The organism is Serratia sp. 2880STDY5682894, assembly GCF_001537385.1.
GTDB lineage: Bacteria > Pseudomonadota > Gammaproteobacteria > Enterobacterales > Enterobacteriaceae > Serratia > Serratia nevei.
This window is the reverse complement of the sequence record NZ_FCJA01000014.1, coordinates 12,476-37,133: the sequence shown is the minus strand read 5'-3', so window position 1 is coordinate 37,133 and position 24,658 is coordinate 12,476. Positions and strand designations below refer to the sequence as shown.

Sequence of the window (24,658 nt, the reverse complement as noted above, 5' to 3'; positions counted from 1 at the left end):
ATTAGCGCCATTCCTTGAAGCGGTTGATCAGCGCATTGGTCGAGCTGTCGTGGCTGCTGATTTTCTCGCTGCCCGCCAGCTCAGGCAGGATGCGGTTAGCCAGCTGTTTGCCCAGCTCCACGCCCCACTGATCGAAGGTGAAGATGTTCAGGATCGCGCCCTGAGTGAAGATTTTGTGCTCGTACAGCGCGATCAGGCTGCCCAGGCTGAACGGGGTGATTTCGCGCAGCAGGATCGAGTTGGTCGGACGGTTGCCTTCAAACACTTTGAACGGCGCCACGTGCTTGACCTGCTCAGGAGTTTTACCCTGCGCCGCGAACTCGGCCTCCACCACTTCCAGCGACTTGCCGAACGCCAGCGCTTCGGTCTGGGCGAAGAAGTTGGACAGCAGTTTGGCGTGGTGATCGCCCAGCGGGTTATGGCTGATGGCCGGCGCGATGAAGTCGCACGGCACCAGCTTGGTGCCCTGGTGGATCAGCTGGTAGAACGCGTGCTGGCCGTTGGTGCCCGGCTCACCCCAGATGATCGGCCCGGTCTGGTAATCCACCGGATTGCCGTTGCGATCGACGTACTTGCCGTTGGACTCCATGTTGCCCTGCTGGAAGTAAGCGGCAAAACGGTGCATGTACTGATCGTACGGCAGAATGGCTTCGGTTTCGGCGCCGAAGAAGTTGTTGTACCAGATACCGATCAGCGCCAGCAGCACCGGCAGGTTTTTCTCCGCCGGCGTTTCGGCGAAGTGCTTATCCATGGCGTGCGCGCCGCTCAGCAGCTGCTCGAAGTTGTCATAACCGATGGACAGCGCGATCGACAGACCAATCGCCGACCACAGGGAGTAACGGCCCCCTACCCAGTCCCAGAACTCGAACATGTTGTCGGTATCGATGCCGAATTCGGCCACCGCTTTGCCGTTGGTAGACAGCGCGGCGAAGTGCTTGGCTACGTGCTGTTGATCGGCGGCGCTGCTCAGGAACCAGTCGCGCGCGCTGTGGGCGTTGGTCATGGTTTCCTGCGTGGTGAAGGTTTTGGAGGCCACCAGGAACAGCGTGGTTTCCGGGTTCAGCGGCTGCAGCGTTTCGGCGATATGGGTGCCGTCGACGTTGGAGACGAAGTGCATGTTCAAGTGATTTTTATATGGGCGCAGCGCTTCGGTCACCATGTAAGGGCCGAGATCCGAACCGCCGATGCCGATGTTCACCACGTCGGTGATCGGCTTGCCGGTGTAGCCTTTCCACTCGCCGCCGATGACGCGCGCGCAGAACTGTTTGATCTTGGCCAATACCGCGTTCACTTCCGGCATCACGTCTTTGCCGTCGACCACGATCGGGCTGTTGCTGCGGTTGCGCAGGGCAATGTGCAGCACCGCGCGATCTTCGGTGCGGTTGATTTTCTCACCGGCGAACATCGATTTGATGGCGCCTTGCAGATCGGTTTCTTTCGCCAGCGCCTGCAGCTTCTCCAGGGTTTCCTGCGTGATACGGTTCTTGGAATAGTCCACCAACATTTGGTCGTTGAAGGTCGCGGAGAACCGGGAGAAACGATCGCTGTCCTGGGAGAACAGGTCGGCGATCCGTACGTCTTTCATCTGTGCATAATGTTGCTGCAGGGCTTGCCAAGCAGCGGTTTGACTAGGATTGATATTTTTCATAGCAACACTCTTAGGCTTGAGAATAAAAATGACGCGTTTGTCCGATTGTAGCCTGTTCGACTGTGATTATGATCTCTTTTCTTGCGATAGGCGCTAACTGTCAACGCATTGCCGCCTCGTTTCAGCTTTCACTCTATACTTTGGGCTAACGGCCTGTTATCGGGGTTGCCGAATTGTCATCAGGCTGTGTCATCGTTGCTTATTTCGTCATTTGAAAGGGATCTCGCTTATGGAATTATCCGCCCCGCTCATGTTGGTGCTTATCGGCCTGGCGTCGCTGCTGGCGCAGTGGCTGGCCTGGCTGCTGCGCCTGCCGGCCATTTTGCCGCTGTTGCTGTTCGGCATCGTGCTCGGCCCGACGGTGCATCTGGTGCAGCCGGATCTGCTGTTCGGCGATCTGCTGTTTCCGCTGGTGTCGCTGTCGGTGGCGATCATCCTGTTCGAGGGGGCGTTGACGCTGCGTTTCGAGGAGATACGCGGCCTCGGCGGCGTGGTACGCAATCTGGTCACCGTCGGCATGCTGGTTACCTTTCTGGTCATCAGCCTCGCCAGCTGGTGGCTGCTGGATTTCCCGCCGGAGCTGGCGGCGCTGATCGGCGCGGTGACGGTGGTGACCGGGCCGACGGTGATCGCCCCGCTGATGCGCGTGGTGCGGCCGAACGCCAACATTAACCAGGTGCTGCGCTGGGAAGGGATCGTCATCGATCCGGTCGGCGCCATCTTCACCCTGCTGGTGTTCGAATTCATCGTGCTGAAACAGAATGCGGAGTCCTATACCCACCTGTTTTGGACGCTGGGCGTGACCGCCGCCGTCGGCCTGATCGCCGGCGCGCTGTTCGGCTACCTGCTCGGCCTGGCGCTGCGCCGCGTCTGGCTACCGCGCTACCTGCAGAACCTGGCGGTGCTGGCGATCATGCTGGCCGCCTTCGGCGTTTCCAACGCCATCGCCGACGAATCCGGCCTGCTGACCGTCACGGTGATGGGCATCTGGCTGGCCAACATGCGCGACGTCGATACCAGCGATATTCTGGCGTTCAAGGAGGAGCTGTCGGCGATCCTGATCTCGGCGCTGTTCATCATTCTGGCGGCGCGGCTCGACATCCAGGCGCTGTGGAACATGGGCTGGCCGCTGCTCCTGCTGCTGCTGGCGGTGCAGTTCATCGCCCGGCCGCTGTGCATCGCGGTGTCGACCTGGCGCTCTTCCCTGCACTGGCGCGATCGGCTGCTGCTGTGCTGGATCGCCCCGCGCGGCATCGTCGCCGCGGCGGTCAGCTCGCTGTTCGCGCTGACGCTGCAGCGCAGCGGCTATCAGGGCGCGGACCGGCTGGTCACCGTGGTGTTCGCCATCATCATCGGCACCGTGGTGCTACAAAGCCTGACCAGCGGCATGATGGCGCGCTGGCTGCGGGTACAGCAGCAAAAGCCGCGCGGCGTGCTGATCGTCGGCGCCAACAGCGTGGCGCGCATGCTGGCGCAGGCGCTGATCAAGCTGAACGTGCCGGTGATCGTCACCGACAGCAGTTGGGAATACTACCGCCAGGCGCGCATGGACGGCATTCCGGCCTACTATGGCCACGCCTACTCCGAACACGCCGAGAACTATCTCGACCTGAGCAATATCGCCCAGGTGTTGGCGCTGTCGCCCAATCGCCACCAGAACGCGCTGGCGGTCTACCACTTCGGCCATCTCTTCGGTGAGGATCACGTGTTTGCCATCCGTTCGGGGGCGCCGCTGAAAGGGCGCGGCGCCAGCGCGGAAAGTTCGCGTTTCCGCCGGCATGAAATTTTATTTAATCAGGAAGCCACCTACGGCCGCCTGAGCAGCCTGCTCGCCAGGGGGGCCACCATCAAGGCGACCAAATTGAACGAAAATTTCGGTTGGCTGGAGTATTTGGAGAAACATCAGGGCGTTATCCCGTTATTCAGCCAAAAGGAAGACGGTTCTCTGCAACCGATTGGCGCCGGTTCCACGCCCGCGATGCCCTGTACGCTTATCGCGCTGGTACAAGATGAAAATCCCTCACCGTCTGTACGTTGACAGAATGGCGATAACCGGCTATTCCTAACAGCCTACTTGCGCACCCGGTGCGCAAGCCAGAAGAGGCGCGTCGCCCAGGTAGAGTGTCAGAGGAGCCGTTTCTCCGTTGACGGCACCCGAGGGGGAGCGACGCCGAGGTACGATAATGGCCGGCCATTATCGTATCGACTACAGGGGCTGAATCCCCTGGGTTGTCACCAGGGGATCGCCCACAGGGCGATCGACAAGGTGGGGCGCTTCTGGGTGTATCGTAGCCTGACCTCTACGCCTGCCCCCTGTTTACCGCTCTCCCCTTGTGCCAAGGCTATGGAATTACAGTGCCCCCAAACGGGCATCCCTGACACGAGGTTTCTAGATGAACCAAGCAGCACCCCAGAATTCCACCGTGGTAGCCAAGTTCGGCGGCACCAGCGTCGCCGACTTTGAAGCCATGAACCGCAGCGCCGACGTCGTGCTGGCCAACCCGCAGGTCCGCCTGGTGGTGTTGTCCGCTTCGGCGGGCGTCACCAACCTGTTGGTCGCCCTGGCCGAGGGTTGCGAGGCCGACAAGCGCAATTACCAGCTTGATGAAATTCGCCGCATCCAGTACGCCATCCTCGATCGCCTCACGGCGCCGGCGGTGATCCGTGAAGAGATCGACCGGCTGCTGGAAAACATCGCCATGCTGTCGGAGGCCGCGTCGCTGGCCACTTCGACGGCGTTGACCGACGAGCTGGTCAGCCATGGGGAGCTGATGTCCACCCTGCTGTTCGTTGAAATCCTGCGCGCCCGCAACGTGCAGGCCGAATGGTTCGACGTGCGCAAAGTGATGCGCACCGACGATCACTTCGGCCGCGCCGTGCCGGACAGCGCCGCGCTCAGCGAACTGGCCCGAGCGCAGTTGCAGCCGCGCCTGCAGGAAGCGCTGGTGGTCACCCAAGGCTTTATCGGCAGCGAGCCGAAGGGCCGTACCACCACGCTCGGCCGCGGCGGCAGCGACTATACCGCCGCGCTGCTCGGCGAGGCGCTCGGCGTTGGCCGGGTGGATATCTGGACCGACGTGCCGGGCATCTACACCACCGATCCGCGCGTGGTGCCGGCGGCCAAGCGCATCGACAAAATCGGTTTCGAAGAGGCGGCGGAAATGGCCACCTTCGGCGCTAAAGTCCTGCACCCCGCCACCCTGTTGCCGGCGGTGCGCAGCGATATTCCGGTATTCGTCGGCTCCAGCAAGGATCCGGCGGCCGGCGGCACGCTGGTGTGCAACACCACCGAAAACCCGCCGCTGTTCCGTGCGCTGGCGCTGCGCCGCAAGCAAACGCTGCTGACGCTGCACAGCCTGAACATGCTGCACGCGCGCGGTTTCCTGGCCGAGGTGTTCAATATTCTGGCGCGCCACAACATCTCCGTCGATCTGATCACCACCTCGGAGGTCAGCATTGCGTTGACCATGGACACTACCGGTGCCACCTCCGTCGGCGGCAGCCTGCTGACCACCTCGCTGCTGACCGAGCTGTCGTCGCTGTGCCGGGTGGAAGTGGAAGAAAACCTGGCGCTGGTGGCGATCATCGGCAACCAGCTGTCGCGGGCCTGCGGCGTAGGCAAAGAGGTGTTCGGCGTGCTCGATCCGTTCAATATCCGCCTGATCTGCTACGGCGCCAGCAGCTATAACCTGTGCTTCCTGGTCCCGGGCGAAGAAGCCGAGCAGGTGGTGCGCGCCCTGCACCACAACCTGTTCGAATAAGTCATTATCCCTGATTGCGGGCGCAGCACGCTGCGCCCCTGCGTCTAAAAAATTCGTTCAAAACCTGCAGGGGTTCAGCATGTTGAACCCGCAAAAAACACAACCACACCCACCGTTCTCAATCTGGCTAAGGAAAACCTGCATGTTGGCACTCTTCACGCGCTTATTCCCCCTGTGGGCGATACTGCTGTCCGTCACCGCCTATTACACGCCGACCTCCTTTACCGGCATCGGCCCCTACGTCAGCCCGCTGCTGATGCTAATCATGTTCGCCATGGGCGTCACGCTGCGGCTGGACGACTTCAAACGCGTGCTGGCGCGCCCCGGCCCGGTGGCGGCCGGCATCTTCCTGCACTATCTGATCATGCCGCTGGCAGCCTGGATCCTGGCGATGCTGTTCCGCATGCCACCGGATCTGTCCGCCGGCATGGTGCTGGTGGGCAGCGTGGCCAGCGGTACCGCGTCCAACGTAATGATCTACCTGGCCAAGGGTGACGTGGCGCTGTCGGTGACCATCTCAGCGGTCTCGACGCTGGTGGGGGTGTTCGCCACGCCGCTGCTGACCCGCCTGTATGTCGACGCCAAGATCAGCGTCGATATCATGGGCATGCTGCTGAGCATTCTGCAGATCGTGGTGATCCCGATCGGCCTTGGGCTGATCGTCCACCACACCCTGACCAAGGCGGTGAAACGCATTGAGCCGCTGCTGCCGGCGCTGTCGATGGTGTGTATCCTCGCGATCATCAGCGCGGTGGTGGCGGGCAGCCAAAGCCACATCGCCTCGGTCGGTTTGGTGGTGATCGTCGCGGTGATCCTGCACAACGGCATCGGTTTGCTCAGCGGCTACTGGGGCGGCAAGCTGTTCGGCTTCGACGAATCCACCTGCCGCACGCTGGCGATCGAAGTCGGCATGCAGAACTCCGGGCTGGCAGCCACGCTGGGTAAAATCTACTTCTCACCGCTGGCCGCTCTGCCGGGCGCACTGTTCTCGGTCTGGCACAACCTCTCCGGTTCGCTGCTGGCGGGGTATTGGTCCGGCCGCCCTATCAAGAAAAAATAAACCGCCTGTAGGGACGCAAACAATTGCGTCCCCGTTCTTCTCTGCGAAATTTCGTATTTCCCACTGGTCGGATTGTCATAATTCCTCTCATCCCCTATCATCCGTGAAAAATAAAAATTCAGATTCTTCCTAACCATGCCGATAATGTTGGCAAGAGGAAGAGACGTTCTACTTTTTTTAATTAATTAAGTCACCAGGGTTGCCCACCATAAAAGAAGCAGCCTAATTATTATTTAGATCTATACCCACCGTCTTATTTGCCGCGGCAAATCAAGATACCTCGCAATGTGCATGTCGCTCATTATTTCGGGCCGGCCGTCGGCCGCCCGTGGTTAACCTCATGGATTGGGCGGGCTGCCCCGGCGGCCTCTCATAATGGATTACAATGATAAAAAAAATAACCGCCTTGACGCTGTTGGTCAGCACGGCCCTTTCCGCCGAAACCCTGCCGGACGCCCACATGATGCGGGATATGTCGATGGGGGAGTCGCGCCGTGCGTTGCAAGACAGCACGCGTGAAGTCAACCAGTTGATTGAGCAACGCCGCTACCAGCAGCTGAAGCAGCAACGCTTGCTGGCGGAGCCGGAACCGCCCGCGCCCGCCCTGCCGCAGTCCGCGCAGTGCCTGCCGATCGCCGGCGTTTATCTGCAGGGCGTCACCCTGCTCTCGCCGACCGATTTATCCGCCCTGAGCGCGCTGCCGGAAAACTGCATCAGCAGCAATGATATCAATCGCCTGACCCGCGAATTAACGCGCCTTTATGTGCAAAAAGGCTATATCACCGCGCGCGTGCAAATTGTTCGCCCTAATTCACAGGGAGAATTGGGGTTAAGCGTCACCGAAGGATTTATCGAGAAAATAGAAGGCGGCGATCGCTGGGTCAACAGCCGTTTATTATTTCCGGGGCTGGAAGGCAAGCCGTTGAAATTAACCGAGCTCGACCAGGGATTGGATCAGGCCAACCGTTTGCAATCGAATACCACCAAGCTGGATATATTGCCCGGCCACCAGGTTGGCGGTTCGGTCATTCGTTTGCGCAATCAACATGCCAAGCCCTGGCTGATTACCGCCGGCACGGATAATTACGGCCAAAAAAGCACCGGCCAGTGGCTGGCGCGCGCCACCGCCACGCTGGACAGCCCGTTCGGCCTGTCGGACTTCGTCAGCCTGAACGCCAGCAGCACGCTGGAAAACCCGGCTCATCGCTATAACCGCGCCTATACCCTGCTCTATTCGCTGCCGTACGGCGCGTTCACCTTCAGCGGGTTCGCCAGCTTCTCGTCCTATGAGAACCACCAGCAGCTGCCGCACAACGTGGTCAAACTGCACGGCCAGACCCAACAGTACGGGCTGCGCAGCGACTATGTGTTTTACCGCGATCGCGATCAGATAGACAGCCTGAGCGGCCAGTTGACCTACAAGCGCATCGACAACTACTTCGAAAGCGTGCGCCTCGAAGTCAGCAGCCCCACGCTGACCCTGGCCGAGCTGAGCGCCAGCCACCTGCAGATTCTGCCCAACGGGGTGTTCAGCGCCAATCTCAGCGTCGAACAGGGTCTGCCGTGGTTGGGGGCCGATCGCCACCCGAGCTCGGTGCACCTCGACAGCCAGTTCACCAAGGGCAAGCTGTTCGCCAACCTCAGCCAGCGCCTTCACCTGGGCGAGGCGACCTATCAGCTCAACAACCTGTTCTATGGCCAGTACAGCCGCGACCCGCTGCCCGGCGTGGAATGGCTGAGCCTTACCGATCGCAGCGCCGTGCGCGGCTTTAGCCGCAGCACCCAGTCCGGCGACAACGGCTGGTATCTGCAGAACACGCTGTCGCGCAGCTTCAATCTGGGCGCCACCACGCTGACGCCGCGCCTCGGCGCCGACGTCGGCCGCATTTTGCCGCGCCAGGACAACTCGGGGTGGCGCAGCAGCGCCGGCCTGAGCAGCGGCGCCACGTTGCGCTATCGGCAGGCGCTGGTCGATCTCGAGGTCAGCCGCGGCTGGATCTTGTCAAATCACGCCACGCCGGAAGATCCCGTTCAGGTACTGGCGCGCTTTTCTTACACCTTTTAATTAATCAGCAGTTTTGCAGGACCCCACGGCAATATACGGAGAGACATGGATGAAAAATAATAACTTCAGGCTTTCAGCAGCGGGCAAACTGGCCGCCGCGCTGGCGATTATTCTCGCCGCTTCCGCCGGCGCCTATGCCGCGGAGATCGTGGCGGCCAACGGCGCCAACGGCCCCGGCGTTTCCACCACCGCGACCGGCGCGCAGGTGGTCGACATCGTCGCGCCGAACGGTAACGGGCTGTCGCACAACCAGTATCAGGACTTCAACGTCAACCAGCCCGGCGCGGTGCTGAACAACTCCCGCGAGGCAGGGCTGTCGCAGCTGGCCGGCCAACTGGGCGCCAACCCCAATCTGGGCGGGCGCGAAGCCAGCGTCATCCTCAACGAAGTGATCGGCCGTAACCCTTCTCTGCTGCACGGCCAGCAAGAGATCTTCGGCATGGCGGCCGACTACGTGCTGGCCAACCCGAACGGCATCAGCTGCCAGGGCTGCGGGTTCATCAATACCAGCCGCTCCTCGCTGGTGGTCGGCAACCCGCTGGTGGAGAACGGCCTGCTGCAGGGCTACAGCACCCTGGACAACCGCAATACCCTGAGCCTCAACGGTACCCTGAACGCCGGCGGCGTGCTGGATCTGATCGCACCGAAGATAGACAGCCGCGGTGACGTGATCGTACAAGACTTCACCCACCGCAACGGCAGCGTAACGCCGGCGGCGATCAACGCCATCAGCGGCCATAACCGCGTGGCGCGCGACGGCAAGGTGCTGGCCAGCGTGCAGCCGACCACCGCGCTGGACAGCTACTACCTCGGCAGCATGCAGGCCGGGCGCATCAACATCATCAACACCGCGCAAGGCAGCGGCGTGAAGCTGGCGGGCACGCTGGCCGCCCGCGACGATCTCAAGGTGAAGGCCTACGATATTCGCAGCGAAAGCCGCGTTGACGACGCCAGCAGCAACCGCAACGGCGGCGACAACTACCAGAACTACCGCGGCGGCATTTACGTCAACGACCGCAGCAGCAGCCAGAAGCTGACCCGCACCGAGCTGAAAGGCAAGAACATCAGCCTGGTGGCGGATAACCACGCGCACCTCACCGCTACCGATATTCGCGGCGAAGACATCACGCTGCAGGGCGGCAAGCTGACGCTCGACGGCCAGCAGCTGAAACAGACCCAGGGCCACACCGACGACCGCTGGTTCTACTCCTGGCAATACGACGTCACCCGTGAGCGCGAGCAGCAGCAGCAGGCAGGCAGCACCGTCGCCGCCAGCGGCAGCGCCAAACTCGTCAGTACCCGGGAAGACGTGAACCTGTTGGGCGCCAACGTCAGCGCCGATCGGGCGCTGAGCGTCAAGGCGGCGCGCGACGTGCACCTCGCCGGGCTGGTGGAGAAGGATAAGTCCACCGAACGCGGCTACCAGCGCAACCACACTTCCAGCCTGCGCACCGGCAGCTGGAGCAGCAGCGACGAAAGCGAAAGCCTGAAGGCCAGCGAACTGCGCAGCCAGGGGGCGCTGACGCTGGAGGCCGGCAACAACGTCGCGACCCAGGGCGCCAAGCTGCACGCCGGCCGCGATTTGACGGTCAATGCCGGCAACCAAATCCAGATCGGGGTGCAGAAAACCGCCAACGCCAAAGCGGTGCGCGATGACAAAACCTCCTGGGGCGGCATCGGCGGCGGCGACAACAAGAACAACAGCAATCGCCGCGAGGTCAGCCACGCCTCCGAACTGACCAGCGACGGCACCCTGCGCCTGAACGGCCAGCAGGGCGTCACCATCACCGGCAGCAAGGCGCGCGGCAAGGAAGGCGGCCTGGTCAACGCCACGCAAGGTGGCCTGCGCATCGACAACGCGCTGAGCACCACCGTGGACAAAATCGATGCGCGCACCGGCACCGCCTTCAACATCACCAGCAGTTCACACAAGGCCGACAACAGCTACCAGAGCAGCACCGCCAGCGAGCTGAAGTCTGATACCAACCTGAAGCTGGTCAGCCGTAAGGATACCGACGTCATCGGCAGTCAGGTCACCAGCGGCGGCGAGCTGAGCGTGACGTCGCAGACCGGCAACATCAACGTCAAGGCCGCCGAACAGCAGCAAAAAATCGATGAGCAGAAGACCGCGCTGACCGTCAACGGCTACGCCAAAGAAGCCGGCGACAAGCAATACCGTGCCGGTTTGCGCATCGAACACACCCGCGACAGCGAAAAAACCACCCGCACCGAAAACCGCGCCTCGACCCTCAGCGGCGGTAGCGTGAAGCTCGAGGCGGAGAAGGACGTGACCTTCAGCGGCTCCAAACTGGTCGCCGACAAAGGCGACGCCAGCGTCAGCGGCAACAAGGTCTCGTTCCTGGCGGCCGACGATAAAACCACCTCGAACACCGAGCAGACCAAGATCGGCGGCGGTTTCTACTACACCGGCGGCATCGACAAGCTCGGCAGCGGCGTGGAAGCCGGCTACGAGAACAGCAAAACGCAGGCGCAGAGCAGCAAGGCGGTCACCTCCGGCAGCGACGTCAAAGGCAACCTGACTGTCAACGCCCGCGACAAGCTGACCCAGCAAGGCGCGCAGCACAGCGTCGGCGGCACCTACCAAGAGAACGCCGCCGGCGTCGATCATTTGGCCGCCGCCGACACCGCCAGCAGCAGCACCACCAAAACCGACGTCGGCGTGAACATCGGTGCCAACGTCGATTACAGCGCCGTGACCCGCCCGGTCGAGCGCGCGGTCGGCAAGGCGGCCAAGCTGGACGCCACCGGCGTCATCAACGACATCGGCGGCATCGGCGCGCCTAACGTCGGCCTGGATATCGGCGCACAGGGCGGCAGCAGCGAAAAACGCAGCAGCAGCTCGCAGGCGGTGGTCAGCTCGGTGAAAGCCGGCAGCATCGACATCAACGCCAAAGGCGAAGTGCGCGATCAGGGCACGCAATATCAGGCAAGCAAAGGCGCGGTCACGCTGACGGCGGACAGCCACCGCAGCGAAGCTGCAACGAACCGCCAGGAAGAGCAGAACCGCGATACCCGCGGCAGCGCCGGCGTGCGCGTCTACACCTCCACCGGCAGCGATCTGACCGTGGACGCCAAGGGCGAAGGCGGCACCCAGCGCAGCAACAGCAGCGCCAGCCAGGCGGTGACCGGCTCGATCGACGCGGCCAACGGCATCAACGTCAACGTGAAAAAAGACGCGGTCTATCAGGGTACCGCGCTGAACGGCGGCAGCGGTAAAACCACCGTCGACGCCGACGGCGATATCCGCTTTGATCAGGCCAGCGACAAACAGAGTGAGAACCACAGCGGCTTTAACGTCAAGGCCTCGGCGAAGGGCGGCTTCACCGCCGACAGTAAAAACTTCGGCGCCGGCTTCGGCGGCGGTACCAACAAAGGCGAAAGCAGCGGCAGTACCGCACAGGTCGGCAACGTCAGCGGCCAACAGGGCGTTGAACTGAAGGCGGGCCGCGATCTGACGCTTAAAGGCACCGACGTTAAAAGCCAGGGCGACATCACCCTGAGCGCGGGCAACAAGGTCGCGCTGCAGGCGGCGGAATCGACCCAAACGCGCAAGGAAAGCCAGCTGTCCGGCAATCTCGATCTGGGCGCCGGCAGCAGCGACAGCAAGGAAAAAACCGGTGGCAGTCTCTCCGCCGGCGGCGCGTTCGACATCGCCAAGGTGAATGAGTCCGCGACCGAACGCCAGGGCGCTACGCTCGCCTCAGACGGCAAGGTCACCCTGTCCGCCGGCGGCAAAGGCGATGACGCGCTGCATCTGCAGGGCGCCAAGGTCAGCGGCGGCAGCGCCGTGCTCGAGGCGAAAAACGGCGGTATCCTGCTGGAGTCCGCCAAGAACGAGCAGCATAAGGACAACTGGAGCCTGGGCATTAAAGCCAACGCCAAAGGCGGCCAAACGTTCAACAAGGACGCCGCCGGCAAGGTCGATCCGAACACCGGCAAAGACACCCATACGCTGGGCGCCGGTCTGAAGGTCGGCGTGGAACAGCAGGATAAAACCACCCACGCCAACACCGGCATCACCGCGGGCAATGTGGCGCTCAACAGCGGCAAGGACACCCGCCTCGCCGGGGCGCGCATCGATGCCGACAGCGTACAGGGCAAGGTGGGCGGCGATCTGCACGTTGAAAGCCGCAAAGACGTCGAGAAAGGCGTGAAGGTGGATGTGGATGCCGGTCTGAGCCACAGCAACGATCCGGGCAGCAGCATCACCTCCAAGCTGTCGAAGGTGGGCACGCCGCGCTACGCCGGGAAAGTGAAAGAGAAACTGGACGCCGGGGTGAACAAAGTGGCCGACGCCACCACCGACAAGTACAACAGCGTGGCGCGTCGCCTCGATCCGCAGCAGGACACCACCGGCGCGGTCAGCTTCAGCAAAGCCGACGGTAAAGTGACGCTGCCGGAAACGCCGGCCGGCGAGAAACCGCAGGGCCCGCTGTGGGATCGCGGTGCACGCACCGTCGGCGGCGCAGTGAAAGACAGCGTCACCGGGCCGGCGGGCCGCCAGGGGCAGCTCAAGGTCAATGCCGAGGTGGTGAACAACAACGCGGTCGGCGAGCAATCGGCGATTACCGGTAAGCACGGCGTGGCGCTGCAGGTCGGCGGCCAAACCCAACTCACCGGCGGCGAGATCCGCAGCCAGCAGGGCAAGGTGGAACTGGGCGGCAGCCAGGTCAGCCAGCAGGACGTCAGCGGCCAACGTTATCAGGGCGGCGGCCGCGTCGATGTGGCGGCCACGGTAGGCGGCCTGGCCGCCGGTGCGGCGAAACAGGGCGTTGACGGCAACGTGCCGTTCGCCAGCGGCCATGCCTCAACGAAACAGGCGGACGCCAAAGCCGGCGTGTTCAGCGGCAAATAACGCACCTCTCCTAGGCAATGCCCCCGGTGAAAACCGGGGGCATTTTTTTACAGCGTGCTTGGGGTGTCTTCCCAGTCGCGATCGTCGTCCTTCGCATCCTGATCCAACACGTTGTAAGCCACGGCGCAAAACAGCGAGTTCAGGCGCTTCATGTCCCCCAACAACCCCAAATGCAGCGAACTGGTCTCGATGCTCTGCACGTTTTGCTGGTGCAGGCGATCGACGTGCGCGTGCGCGTAGCGGCGATCCAGAATGCGGAAGCGGTGCTTGGAACGGCGCAGGCGCTTGGCGCTGGTAACGTCGCCGGACAGGAACACCGACAGCCCCAGACGCAGGTTGCCGATCAGCCGCTCGTGCAGCCCATCCAGCTCCGCCAGCCCTTCCGTCGAGAAGGCCCGGCGCGCGGCGTGCGACTTGGCGCCCACGTCGCCGGCCATGCGTTCGATGATGTCGCCCGCCTGTTCCAGGTTGAGCGCCATTTCGATGATCTCCGCCCAGCGGCGCGAATCTTCCTCGCCCAGATCCTCCTTCTGGATCTGCGCCAGATACAGCTTGATGGCGGTGTACAGCACGTCGACGTCGTCATCCAGACGCCGCACCTCTTTATCCACCCCTTGCTTGCCGTGCAGCACTTCGCGCTGCAGGATCATCATGTGTTCCACCACGTCGCCCATCCGCAGCGTTTCGCGCGCCGCGTTGGCCAGCGCCAGCGTCGGCGTGTCCAGCGCGCTGGCGTCCAGATGGCGCGGCCGCATGCGCGGATCGTCGGCCGCCACGTCGACGATCAGTCGCTCGCACAGCGTCGCCATCGGCCCGGCCAGCGGGATCATCACCAGACAGCGGATCAGGTTGTAGAACACGTGGAAATAGATCACCAGTTCTTCGCTGCCGCCAGGCAACTGAGCCATCACATCCGCCAGATAGGCGACGAACGGCAGCACCAGCACGCACCCCACCAGCTTGAACAGCAGGCTGCCGAGCGCTACGCGCCGTCCGGCGGCGTTCTGGCCGCTGGCGTTGATCATCGCCAGCAGGCCGCTGCCGAGGTTGGCGCCGATCACCAGGCAGAGCGCCACCTTCAGCGAAATCACGCCGGACGCGGTCAGGGTAGCGGTCAGCAGCACCGCCGCCAGGCTGGAATAACTAACGATGGCAAATAACGCGCCGGTCAGGGCGTCCAGCATCACGTCGCCGGTCAGCGACGAGAACAGCACTTTGACCCCGGCCGCCTGGGTGATCGGCGTGGCGGCGGCCACGATCAGCTCCAGCGCCAGCACGATCAGCCCAAGGCCGATCAGGACGCGCCCGATCTGGCCGATCCGCATCTGTTTGCGGCTGAGGAACAGGAAGACGCCGACCAGGATCAGCAGCGGCGACAGCCAGGAAAGATCGAAGGTCAACACGCGCGCCATCAGCGCGGTGCCGACGTCGGCGCCGAGCATGATCACCAGCGCAGGCGCCAGCCCCACCAGCCCCTGAGCGACGAAAGAGGTCACCAGCAGCGCCGTGGCGTTGCTGCTTTGCACCAGCGCGGTCACGCCAATGCCGGAAACGAACGCCAGCGGCTTTTTCTCAACGCTGTCGCTCAACACGCGCCGCAGATTGGCGCCGTAAACCCGCATGATCCCGGTGCGCACGATGTGGGTACCCCACACCAACAGCGCCACGGAGGAAAGCAGGTGAAGAAGGGTCAGCACGGAAGATACGCTCCATTAACGCCCGGCCAAAGGAGGCTGATACCCGATGCCAGTCAGGCGGTGCGGACGGACGGAACGGTTCTGTTCGCCTTAGCCGCAGCCGGTAGGCCAAAAGATGACGGGTACAGCGCGCGGTCCCGCCTGCCGGGCGTAGGTCTGGCAGGACAGCGAGCGGGCGGCAGACCGCAGAAGAGAAGGGTTAATGCGGCGGCGGAAAGGCCCCGGCGCCGCGCTGCGAAGTCATGCAACTTCCCGCAATACAACAGGTTCCAAGTGTAGCCCAATTTCCGCGCCGTCGGGCCGCAGGTCGGCCACCGACCGGTTGAGCACGTCAACCAGCAATTCTACACCGCGAACCTGAATCCGATAGCGTACCACATTCCCGAGCAAACTGTGGCCCAGGATCACCCCGCCGATCCCCTGCCCGGCCGGCAACAGGCCGATAGACTCGGGCCGGATCGCCACCTTGCCGGCATAGCTGCGCCCGGTCAGCTGGGCGGCCTGTTCGGCGGTCAGCAGGTTATAGTTGCCGATAAACCCGGCGGCGAAGGCGTCCGCCGGCTGGGTATACAGGGTTTCCGCATCGCCGCTCTGCACGATCTGCCCCTTGTTCATCAGCACGATGCGATCCGACAGGGTCAACGCCTCTTCCTGATCGTGGGTAACGAAGATCGCCGTCAGGTTCAGCTCGCGTTGAATGCGCCGAATCTGCTCGCGCAGGTGTTTGCGGATACGCGCGTCCAGCGCCGACAGCGGTTCGTCGAGCAGCAGCAGCCGCGGGCGGGTGACCAGCGATCGCGCCAGCGCCACGCGCTGACACTGGCCGCCCGACAGCTGATGCGGATAGCGCTTCGCCAGATCGCTCAGCTCCACCAGCGCCAGCACCTCCTGCACCCGCTGGCCGATCTGCCCGGCCGCCAGCTTCTGCATTTTCAGTCCGAAGGCCACGTTGCCTTCCACCGTCATATTGGGAAACAGCGCATAGCTTTGGAACACCATGCCGATGCCGCGCTTTTGCGGCGCCAGCGGCACCAGATCCTGGCCCTGCAGCAAAATGTGCCCGCTGTCGACCGGGGTCAGGCCGGCCAGGCAGCGCAGCAGCGTCGATTTGCCGCAGCCGCTCGGCCCCAGCAGGGTGACGAACTCCCCCTCTTCGGCGGTGAAATCGATATCCTGAAACACCTGGGTCTGGCCATAGTGTTTGTTCAGGCGGGTGACGTTGAGATAAGCCATCGGGTTAACCCTTGTTTTTATTCAGCAGGTTCGCCAGCCAGGTGACGAGCAACACCACGGCGAAATAGGAGATGACCAGCGCGCTGGTGAAATGCCCGCTGCCGTTGCGCATGTTGAACAGGTAGACCTGCAGCGTTTCATACTGGCTGCCCACCAGCAGGTTGGCGAACACGAACTCGCCGATCAGAAACGAGAACGACAGCAGCACGGCGATCGTTCCGCCCTTGCGCAGGTTCGGCAGCACCACCAGCAGCGCCGCCTGCCAGGTGCTGGCGCCGAGCAGGTGCGCGGCGTCCATCAGATCGCGCAGATTGATCGCCTGCATGTTATTGCTGATGGCGCGGTAGATAAACGGCAGCGCGATGGTGAAATAGCAGCCCACCAAAATCCACGGAGTGCCGAGCAGCGGCAGCGGATCGGCGGCGAACAGCTGCATCAGCCCCACCGCCGACACCACCGGCGGCACGGCGAACGGCAGCAGAATCAGCACGTTCATCACCGCGTCCAGCTTGGGAAAGTAGTAAGCGATCACAAACATCGCCGGCAGGATCACCACCACCGACAGCAGCAGCGTGCCGAAGCAGATCAACAGCGAGTGCCACAGCGCCTGCAAAAAGCGCGGGTCGCTCCACAGCGCCGTCAGCCACTTCAGGGTAAAACCGTCCGGCAAAATGGTGGCGCCCCACTGGGTGGCCAGCGCATAAATCAGCGTCGCCGCCAGCGGCAACAGCAGGATCAGCAGCAGCAGGCCGGTCACCGTGCGATGGTACAAGCGTTCAGCACGCGACATGAGCATTCTCCATCCGATTATGAGCGCGCATTGAGGTAGCTCCTGCGCAGCATCCATTGGTGGATCACCGTGATAAACGCCATCATCACCACCAGTAGCATCGCCAGCGCGCTGGCCAGGTTCGGATCGAGGGAGATGTCCCCCGCCACCAGCGCCGAGATACGGATCGGGATCACGTTGAAGTTGCCGGTGGTCAGCGCGTAGACCGTAGCGTAGGCGCCCAGCGCGTTAGCCAGCAGAATGACGAAGGTGCCCATCAGCGCCGGCGCCAGCACCGGCAGGCCGATATGCCGCCAGTAGCGCCAGGGGCCGGCGCCGAGCAGCGCCGCCGACTCGCGCCAATCGGCGCGCAGCGCGTCGAACGCCGGATACAGCAACAGCACCCCCAGTGGGATCTGGAAGTAGGTATACAGCACGATCAGGCCGCTCTTCGAATAGAGGTTGAAACTCTCCATCAGACCGTATTTGCGCAGCAGCAGCGTCAGGCAACCGTTCAGCCCCAGCAGGATGACGAAGGCAAACGCCAGCGGCACCCCGGCGAAGTTGCTGGTCATGTTGGTGAACGACATCACGAAGTCATGAAATCGGGTCTGGCCGAGCTGGCGCAGCGAGTAACTGCCCACTAACGCAATCAGCAAGCCGTAGACGCTCGACCACAGCGAGATCTCCAGCGAGAACTGAAAGGCCTGCAGGTAGAACGGCGAGGTGAGGATATCGACATAGTTGCCCCATCCCCAGCCGCTGCTCTCACTGAAAAAGCTGTGAACGGCGATCCACACCAGCGGGGCGATCTGAAACGCGCCGAACAGCACGATAAACGGCAGCAGGCACAACGCGGCGATCCATTTGGTTTTGCCGTTCATCGCGCATCCTGCGCCAGCAGCGCCCGGCAGCGCGGCTTGTCGTGCGGTGCCTGCAGCAGATCGCAAATCGTGCCGCACAGCTCGGTTTGCTGCGGATCGGCGTCGTCCAGGCTGAAGCCCGTGCCGAACACGAACAGCGGCACCTGGCGCTCTTCCGGCAACACACCGCCGTGGCTGCGATCGTCGTTCATGCCATGGTCGGCAGTGACCAGCACCTGATAACCGGCGGCCAGCCACTCGGGCAGATAGCGCGACAGCGAACCGTCGGCGCGGCGTGCCGCATTGCGGTACTGCGGCGAAGAGAGGCCGAAGCGGTGCCCGGCGTCGTCGATGTTCATCGGATGGACCAGCAGAAAGTCCGGCTGATGACGCAGGCGCAAGCTTTCGGCGTCGTCGAACAGATGGCTGTCGGGATAGCCGTCGTCGTAATAGAAATGCCCGTGCTGGATCGGCAGCTCAGGCGCGTCGGTATGGCGGTCGCGCGCGGCGTCGAACGGCGTGCGGTTATACAATTCGCTGAACCAATGATACGCGGCGGCGGCGGTGGTCAGCCCGGCGGCGCGCGCGTAATGAAACACGCTTTGTTGATGAGAAAGGCGCGAGACGTGGTTGTGCACCACGCCGCTCTCCACCGGCGTGACGCCGGTGAGGATGCATTCATACAGCGGCCGGGAGAGCGAGGGCAGCTCGCTCTCCAGCAGGTACAACCGTCCGCGTCCCGCCGCGCATTCGGCCTGCAGATAGCCCATGGCGTCGTGCGCCACCCGGTAGTTGAGGCCGTCCAGCAGCACGAGGATCGTTTTCATGGTGCGTTAACTCACTGCTGCATAAACATAATGACGTTTTCCTGCCACAGACGCGGCAGCGCTTTGGCGCTCTGTTCCCAGGCCGCCGGATCGGCGATCGGGTGCGCGTTCTTGTACTGCTCGGCCGGCAGCAGCTTGGCTTTGACGTCGTCCGGCAGCGTCAGATGTTCGGCGCGGATCGGGCGGGCATAGCCGCGCGCCAGGTTGATCTGGCCGGCGTCGGAGAAGATGTATTCGCGCGCCAGCTTGGCGGCGTTCGGGTGCTTGGCGTATTTGTTGATGATGGTGGTGTAGCCGGAGGTGATCGAGCCGTCCGACGGGATCAGCACTTCAAAGCGGGTTTTGTCGATCTGGTCGCGGTAGTTCAGGCCGTTGAAGTCCCACACCACGCCGACCTGCACTTCCCCTTTCTCCAGCGATGCGATCACCGGGTTACTCAGGCTCAGGCGGCCGGCCTTGGCCAGCTTGCCGAAGAATTCCAGGCCCGGCTTGAGGTTTTTCTCGTTGCCGCCCATGGCGTAGGTGGCCGCCAGCACGCCGCTGGCCGCCTGCGACGCAGTGCCGACGTCGCCGATGGTGACCTGATAGCCGCCCTTCAGCAGATCGGCCCAGCTGTGCGGGATATCTTTCACCTGCTGTTTATTGATGATGAAGGCGATGGTGCCGGTGTAAGCCAGCGCCCAGTGGCCGTCTTTGTCTTTCGCCCAGTCCGGCACCTGATCCCAGGTGGAGGGTTTGTACGGCTGCGTTACGCCCTTCTGCACCGCCACCGGGCCGAAGGCCGCGCCGACGTCACCGATGTCCGCCGTGGCGTTGTTCTTTTCCGCATCGAATTTGGCGATCTCCTGTGCGGAGCTCATGTCGGTATCGACATGCTTCAGGCCATATTTGCTCAACAGATCTTGCCAGGTGCCTTTCCAGTTGGCCCAGCTGTCCGGCATGCCGACGCTGTTGACTTCGCCTTCTTTTTTAGCGGCCTGCTCCAGCGCCGCCAGATCGGTATCCGCGGCCCAGCTCATCTGGCTGGATAACACGATGGCACTGGTTAACACAGAAGCGCACAAACGTTTCATAACTGATGCTCCAGGTGGTAGTGTGGGGATGGCTGGACTAGTCCAGCAAGGACCAAACCAATCTAACGGACGAATGTGATAATTATATGTCAGCTTAAAAAAGCGACAGTTTTATCACCCATTGCAACGGCGAAAACGCGACGCTGGTCTACCTTAAGGGAGGCCAAACGCACTGAAACGGGACACCCGCTGTATGAGTGAAGCACCGACGACCGTAGCGACCATCTGCCAAACGCTGAACGCCCGCATCACCGCAGGCGAGTTTGCCGTGGGCGGCAAGCTGCCCTCCGAACGCGCCCTGAGCGAACAGTTCGCCACGACCCGCATTACCTTGCAGGAGGCGCTCGGTCAACTGGAGGCGCAGGGCGTCATCTACCGCCAGGTGCGGCGCGGCTGGTTCATCTCGCCCCCGCGTCTTATCTACAACCCGCTGCAGCGCAGCCATTTTCACGCCATGGCGCAGCAGCAGGGGCGCGCCGCCCATACCGAGGCGATCGACAGCGCGCTAGTCACGCTCGACGCGCCGCTGGCCGGCCGCCTGGCGCTACCCCCCGGCGCCGAGGCCTATCGCATTCGCCGGCTGCGCTATATCGACGGGCGCGCGGTGCTGTACTGCGAGCACTACCTCAACCCGGCCTATTTCCCCGGCATTCTGGAGGAAGACCTGACCCAGTCGCTGACCGCGCTGTACGCCGCGCGCTACGGCATCCACTACGGGCGGGTGCGTTTCGACATGCTGCCCACCCTGCTGCCGCAGCAGGCCGCCGCCATGCTGAAGGTGACCTACGGCAGCCCGGCGCTGTTCATTACGCGGGTGAACCGCGATCAGCACGACCGGGTGATCGATTGCGACCTGGAGTATTGGCGTTACGATGCGCTGCACATCGACGTGGAAGCGCAGTAAATGACAAGGGCGCATCGCTGCGCCCTTAAAGAGGAAATCAGTCGCCGTCGTAGCCGAGGTTAGGTGCCAGCCAGCGCTCGACCTCGCTCACGCTCATCCCTTTACGCACCGCGTAGTCTTCCACCTGATCGCGCTGGATCTGCGCCACCGCGAAGTACTTGCTTTCAGGATGGCTGAAGTACCACCCGGACACCGCCGCCCCCGGCCACATGGCGAAGGACTCCGTCAGCTCCATGCCGGTGTGGCGGTTGACGTCCAGCAGCTGCCAGATGGTCGCTTTTTCGGTGTGCTCCGGGCAGGCCGGGTAACCCGGTGCCGGCCGGATGCCCTGATAGTTTTCGCGGATCAGCTCTTCGTTGCTCAGGCTCTCGTCGGCGGCATAGCCCCAGTGCAGCTTGCGCACCTGCTCATGCAGGTATTCGGCGAAGGCCTCCGCCAAGCGATCCGCCAGCGCTTTGACCATGATTTTGTTGTAATCGTCGTGCTGCGCGTCGTAGGCCGCCGCCAACGCGTCCTCCTCCAGCCCGCCGGTCACCGCGAAGGCGCCGAAGTAGTCGGCCTTGCCGCTGCTTTTCGGCGCCACGAAGTCCGCCAGGCAGTAGTTCGGGAAGTCGGTTTTTTCCGTCTGCTGACGCAGATGGCGGCTCACCGCCAGCACCTCGTCACGCCGTTCGTCGCGGTATACTTCCACGTCGTCGCCGACGCGGTTGGCCGGGAACAGGCCGTAAACGCCGCGCGGGTTGAGGCTGCGCTCGGCGGCCAGCCGATCCAGCATCTGATTGGCGTCGTGGAACAGGCGCTTGGCCTCTTCCCCCACCACCTCGTCTTCCAGGATGCGCGGGTATTTGCCCGCCAGCGACCAGGTCATGAAGAACGGCGTCCAGTCGATGTAGTGGCGCAGCGTCTCGATGCCGGCCGCCACCGGGAACACGCCGAGCTGCCGCGGCGCCGGCGGCTGATAATCGGCCCAGTCCAGCGCCATGGCGTTGGCACGCGCCTTCTGCAAATCGACCGGCGGCGTGCGCGGCTTTTTACGCGCATGCTGAATGCGCACCGTTTCATACTCTTTGCGGGTGCGCGCCACAAACTCGTCGCGCTGGGTGGCGGACAGCAGCGCCGACACCACGCCCACGGTGCGCGAGGCGTTTTGCACGTAGGTGGTCGGGCCGCTGTAGTTCTGCTCGATTTTCACCGCGGTGTGCGCCTTGGAGGTGGTGGCGCCGCCGATCAGCAGCGGCAACGTAAAGCCCTGGCGCTCCATCTCTTTCGCCACGTTGACCATCTCGTCGAGCGACGGCGTGATCAGCCCAGACAGGCCGATGATGTCCACGTTCTCCTCGCGCGCGGTGCGCAGGATTTTCTCCGTCGGCACCATCACGCCGAGATCGACGATTTCATAGTTGTTGCACTGCAGCACCACGCCGACGATGTTCTTGCCGATGTCATGCACGTCGCCCTTCACCGTCGCCAACAGGATTTTCCCCGCAGAGGTGCCCTGTTGCTTGCTGGCCTCGATGTACGGTTCCAGATAGGCCACCGCCTGCTTCATCACGCGGGCGGATTTCACCACCTGCGGCAGGAACATCTTGCCCTCGCCGAACAGATCGCCGACCACGTTCATCCCCGCCATCAGCGGCCCTTCGATCACTTCGATCGGGCGTTCGGCCTGCTGCCGCGCTTCTTCGGTGTCCAGCTCGATAAACTCGGTGATACCCTTCACCAGCGAATATTCCAGCCGTTTCTCCACCGGCCAGCCGCGCCATTCGGCCTGCTGCACCGCCACGTCATTATCTTTGCTGCCGCGGTACTTTTCCGCCAGCTCCAGCAGGCGTTCGGTGCCGTCTTCGCGACGGTTGAGGATCACGTCCTCTACCGCCTCGCGCAGCTCGGTAGGCAGATCGTCATAAATCGCCAGCTGCCCGGCGTTGACGATGCCCATGTCCATGCCGTTGCGAATGGCGTGATACAGGAACACCGCGTGGATCGCTTCACGCACCGGATCGTTGCCGCGGAACGAGAACGACACGTTAGACACGCCACCGGAGATCATCGCGTGCGGCAGGTGGGTTTTGATATCGGCGCAGGCTTCGATAAAGTCGACGGCGTAGTTGTTGTGCTCTTCAATGCCCGTAGCGACAGCGAAAATGTTCGGGTCGAAAATGATGTCTTCCGGCGGGAAGCCGACGCGCTCGGTCAGAATGTTATAGGCGCGGCGGCAGATCTCGAACTTGCGCTCGCGGGTGTCCGCCTGCCCCACTTCGTCGAACGCCATCACCACCACCGCGGCACCGTAGCGGCGCACCAGTTTGGCGTGGTGGATAAAGGCCTCTTCGCCCTCCTTCATCGAGATCGAGTTGACGATGCCCTTGCCCTGAATGCACTTCAGGCCTTTCTCGATAACGGACCACTTGGAGGAGTCGATCATGATCGGCACCCGGGCGATGTCCGGCTCGCCGGCGATCAGGTTAAGGAAGCGCACCATCGCCGCTTCGGCGTCGAGCATCCCCTCGTCCATGTTGATGTCGATGATCTGCGCGCCGCTCTCGACCTGCTGGCGCGCCACGTCGAGCGCCTCGTTGTATTTCTCTTCTTTGATCAGGCGCTTGAATCGCGCCGAACCGGTGACGTTGGTGCGCTCGCCGACGTTGACGAACAGGGTGTTGGCGTCGATGGTCAGCGGCTCCAGGCCCGCCAGGCGGCAGGCGACCGGGATCTCCGGCAACCGGCGCGGCGGCACGCCCTCCACCGCGTTGGCCATCGCGGCGATATGTTCCGGTGTGGTGCCGCAGCAGCCGCCGATGATATTGAGGAAGCCGGCCTGCGCCCACTCCCCGACCTGGCGCGCCATCTCGGCCGCATCCAGATCGTACTCGCCGAAGGCGTTCGGCAAGCCGGCGTTCGGGTGCGCGGTGACGTAGGTCTCCGAGATGCGCGCCAGCTCGGCGACGTACTGACGCAGTTCGTCCGGGCCCAGGGCGCAGTTCAGGCCGAATGTCAGCGGCTTAACGTGGCGCAGCGAATTGTAAAACGCTTCGGTGGTCTGGCCGGACAAGGTGCGGCCGGAGGCGTCGGTGATGGTGCCGGAAATCATGATCGGCAGTTCCACCCCCAGCGCTTCGAATTCGGTTTCCACCGCAAAAGCGGCGGCCTTGGCATTCAGGGTGTCGAAGATGGTTTCGATCATGATCAGATCGACGCCGCCCTCCACCAGCGCACGCGTCGATTCGCGGTAAGCCGCCGCCAGCTCATCGAACGAAATGTTGCGGAACGCCGGATCGTTGACGTTCGGCGAGATGGAGGCGGTGCGGTTGGTCGGCCCCAGCACCCCGGCGACGTAGCGCGGTTTTTCCGGCGTGCGCGCCGTCCACTCATCGGCGCAGGCGCGCGCCAGACAGGCGGCCTGATAGTTAATCTCGGCGGACAGCGACTCCATGTGGTAGTCGGCCATGGCGATGGAGGTGGAGTTGAAAGTATTGGTCTCAAGGATATCGGCGCCCGCCTCGAGATAGGCGTAATGAATGGCGGTGATCACTTCCGGCTTGGTCAGCACCAGCAGATCGTTATTGCCTTTCAGATCGCTGCGCCAGTCGGCGAAACGCTCACCGCGGAAATCGCGCTCGTCCAGACGGTAGCTCTGGATCATGGTACCCATGCCGCCGTCCAACACCAAAATGCGCTGCGCTAACTGGCGGCGCAGTTGTTCTACTCGATTCGTCACTGTAACCCCTTCCATTGCCATCCAGCCCATCGCTCAACTGCCGCAAAAACCAACGAGTCATCCTAGCACAGCTTGTAGGGACAAAGGGCCAGGCGACAATTGAGAGTTTTTCAGGTTGTGCGCCAACACCTCCGATGAGCTGGCGGCGACTTGCAATTCATCGA

Annotated in this window: 14 protein-coding genes and 1 riboswitch; of the genes, 6 read left to right on the top strand and 8 right to left on the bottom strand. The window is 62.8% G+C overall.

Going from position 1 to position 24,658, the window contains the following annotated elements; all coding sequences use genetic code 11:
• Position 1: 1 nt before the first annotated feature.
• A complete protein-coding gene (pgi, locus tag AWX27_RS22765; RefSeq protein ID WP_060425145.1) occupies positions 2-1,648 on the bottom strand; it encodes a glucose-6-phosphate isomerase in 1,647 nt (548 codons plus the stop codon).
• Between the two features lie 229 nt (positions 1,649-1,877).
• Between pgi and AWX27_RS22760 the strand changes: the two genes are divergently transcribed.
• The 5 genes from AWX27_RS22760 to AWX27_RS22740 all read left to right on the top strand — a co-directional run bounded on the left by AWX27_RS22760 (position 1,878) and on the right by AWX27_RS22740 (position 13,410).
• Entirely contained in the window at positions 1,878-3,686 is a 1,809-nt protein-coding gene (locus AWX27_RS22760; RefSeq protein WP_060425143.1) for a cation:proton antiporter, read from the top strand.
• A 52-nt stretch (positions 3,687-3,738) separates the two neighbouring features.
• A riboswitch (Lysine riboswitch) is annotated at positions 3,739-3,933 on the top strand.
• A gap of 108 nt (positions 3,934-4,041) precedes the next feature.
• Positions 4,042-5,409: a lysine-sensitive aspartokinase 3 gene (lysC, locus tag AWX27_RS22755; RefSeq protein ID WP_060425141.1), complete on the top strand. Its 1,368-nt coding sequence runs from the start codon at positions 4,042-4,044 to the stop codon at positions 5,407-5,409.
• Between the two features lie 142 nt (positions 5,410-5,551).
• Positions 5,552-6,469 (top strand): ketopantoate/pantoate/pantothenate transporter PanS, encoded by a 918-nt coding sequence (gene panS / locus AWX27_RS22750; RefSeq protein WP_049201525.1) that lies wholly within the window; start codon positions 5,552-5,554, stop codon positions 6,467-6,469.
• A gap of 385 nt (positions 6,470-6,854) precedes the next feature.
• A complete protein-coding gene (locus tag AWX27_RS22745; protein ID WP_060425139.1) occupies positions 6,855-8,534 on the top strand; it encodes a ShlB/FhaC/HecB family hemolysin secretion/activation protein in 1,680 nt (559 codons plus the stop codon).
• A gap of 49 nt (positions 8,535-8,583) precedes the next feature.
• Positions 8,584-13,410, top strand: coding sequence for a hemagglutinin repeat-containing protein (locus AWX27_RS22740; RefSeq protein WP_060425137.1), 4,827 nt, complete (start codon positions 8,584-8,586; stop codon positions 13,408-13,410).
• Between the two features lie 47 nt (positions 13,411-13,457).
• On the opposite strand, the gene AWX27_RS22735 is transcribed toward AWX27_RS22740, so the two are convergent.
• The 6 genes from AWX27_RS22735 to AWX27_RS22710 form a co-directional block, all read right to left on the bottom strand.
• A complete protein-coding gene (locus AWX27_RS22735) occupies positions 13,458-15,107 on the bottom strand; it encodes a Na/Pi cotransporter family protein (RefSeq protein WP_049201530.1) in 1,650 nt (549 codons plus the stop codon).
• A 240-nt stretch (positions 15,108-15,347) separates the two neighbouring features.
• Positions 15,348-16,340: an ABC transporter ATP-binding protein gene (locus AWX27_RS22730; RefSeq protein ID WP_038874358.1), complete on the bottom strand. Its 993-nt coding sequence runs from the start codon at positions 16,338-16,340 to the stop codon at positions 15,348-15,350.
• A 4-nt stretch (positions 16,341-16,344) separates the two neighbouring features.
• Positions 16,345-17,130, bottom strand: a complete 786-nt coding sequence (locus tag AWX27_RS22725) for an ABC transporter permease (protein WP_049201534.1) — start codon at positions 17,128-17,130, stop codon at positions 16,345-16,347.
• Positions 17,131-17,147: 17 nt separating this feature from the next.
• Positions 17,148-17,993: an ABC transporter permease gene (locus AWX27_RS22720; RefSeq protein WP_039569690.1), complete on the bottom strand. Its 846-nt coding sequence runs from the start codon at positions 17,991-17,993 to the stop codon at positions 17,148-17,150.
• Complete coding sequence (locus AWX27_RS22715) at positions 17,990-18,799, bottom strand: alkaline phosphatase family protein (RefSeq protein ID WP_038874364.1); 810 nt, start codon at positions 18,797-18,799, stop codon at positions 17,990-17,992. The genes AWX27_RS22720 and AWX27_RS22715 overlap by 4 nt, the downstream gene beginning before the upstream one ends.
• A gap of 11 nt (positions 18,800-18,810) precedes the next feature.
• Entirely contained in the window at positions 18,811-19,872 is a 1,062-nt protein-coding gene (locus tag AWX27_RS22710) for an ABC transporter substrate-binding protein (RefSeq protein ID WP_060425134.1), read from the bottom strand.
• Between the two features lie 193 nt (positions 19,873-20,065).
• On the opposite strand from AWX27_RS22710, the gene AWX27_RS22705 reads away from it, so the two are divergent.
• On the top strand, positions 20,066-20,776 hold the full coding sequence (locus tag AWX27_RS22705; RefSeq protein WP_060425131.1) for a UTRA domain-containing protein: 711 nt from the start codon (positions 20,066-20,068) through the stop codon (positions 20,774-20,776).
• 37 nt (positions 20,777-20,813) lie between these two features.
• Here the strand turns inward: AWX27_RS22705 and metH are convergent, their stop codons facing one another.
• Positions 20,814-24,509, bottom strand: a complete 3,696-nt coding sequence (gene metH, locus AWX27_RS22700; protein WP_154618206.1) for a methionine synthase — start codon at positions 24,507-24,509, stop codon at positions 20,814-20,816.
• Positions 24,510-24,658 lie beyond the last annotated feature (149 nt).

Coding starts and splice junctions, on each gene's coding strand:
- AWX27_RS22710 (WP_060425134.1), bottom strand. CDS start 19,872: ATGAAACGTTTGTGCGCTTCTGTGTTAACCAGTGCCATCGTGTTATCC.
- panS (WP_049201525.1), top strand. CDS start 5,552: ATGTTGGCACTCTTCACGCGCTTATTCCCCCTGTGGGCGATACTGCTG.
- AWX27_RS22725 (WP_049201534.1), bottom strand. CDS start 17,130: ATGTCGCGTGCTGAACGCTTGTACCATCGCACGGTGACCGGCCTGCTG.
- AWX27_RS22740 (WP_060425137.1), top strand. CDS start 8,584: ATGAAAAATAATAACTTCAGGCTTTCAGCAGCGGGCAAACTGGCCGCC.
- AWX27_RS22745 (WP_060425139.1), top strand. CDS start 6,855: ATGATAAAAAAAATAACCGCCTTGACGCTGTTGGTCAGCACGGCCCTT.
- pgi (WP_060425145.1), bottom strand. CDS start 1,648: ATGAAAAATATCAATCCTAGTCAAACCGCTGCTTGGCAAGCCCTGCAG.
- AWX27_RS22730 (WP_038874358.1), bottom strand. CDS start 16,340: ATGGCTTATCTCAACGTCACCCGCCTGAACAAACACTATGGCCAGACC.
- metH (WP_154618206.1), bottom strand. CDS start 24,509: ATGGAAGGGGTTACAGTGACGAATCGAGTAGAACAACTGCGCCGCCAG.
- AWX27_RS22760 (WP_060425143.1), top strand. CDS start 1,878: ATGGAATTATCCGCCCCGCTCATGTTGGTGCTTATCGGCCTGGCGTCG.
- AWX27_RS22705 (WP_060425131.1), top strand. CDS start 20,066: ATGAGTGAAGCACCGACGACCGTAGCGACCATCTGCCAAACGCTGAAC.
- AWX27_RS22720 (WP_039569690.1), bottom strand. CDS start 17,993: ATGAACGGCAAAACCAAATGGATCGCCGCGTTGTGCCTGCTGCCGTTT.
- lysC (WP_060425141.1), top strand. CDS start 4,042: ATGAACCAAGCAGCACCCCAGAATTCCACCGTGGTAGCCAAGTTCGGC.
- AWX27_RS22715 (WP_038874364.1), bottom strand. CDS start 18,799: ATGAAAACGATCCTCGTGCTGCTGGACGGCCTCAACTACCGGGTGGCG.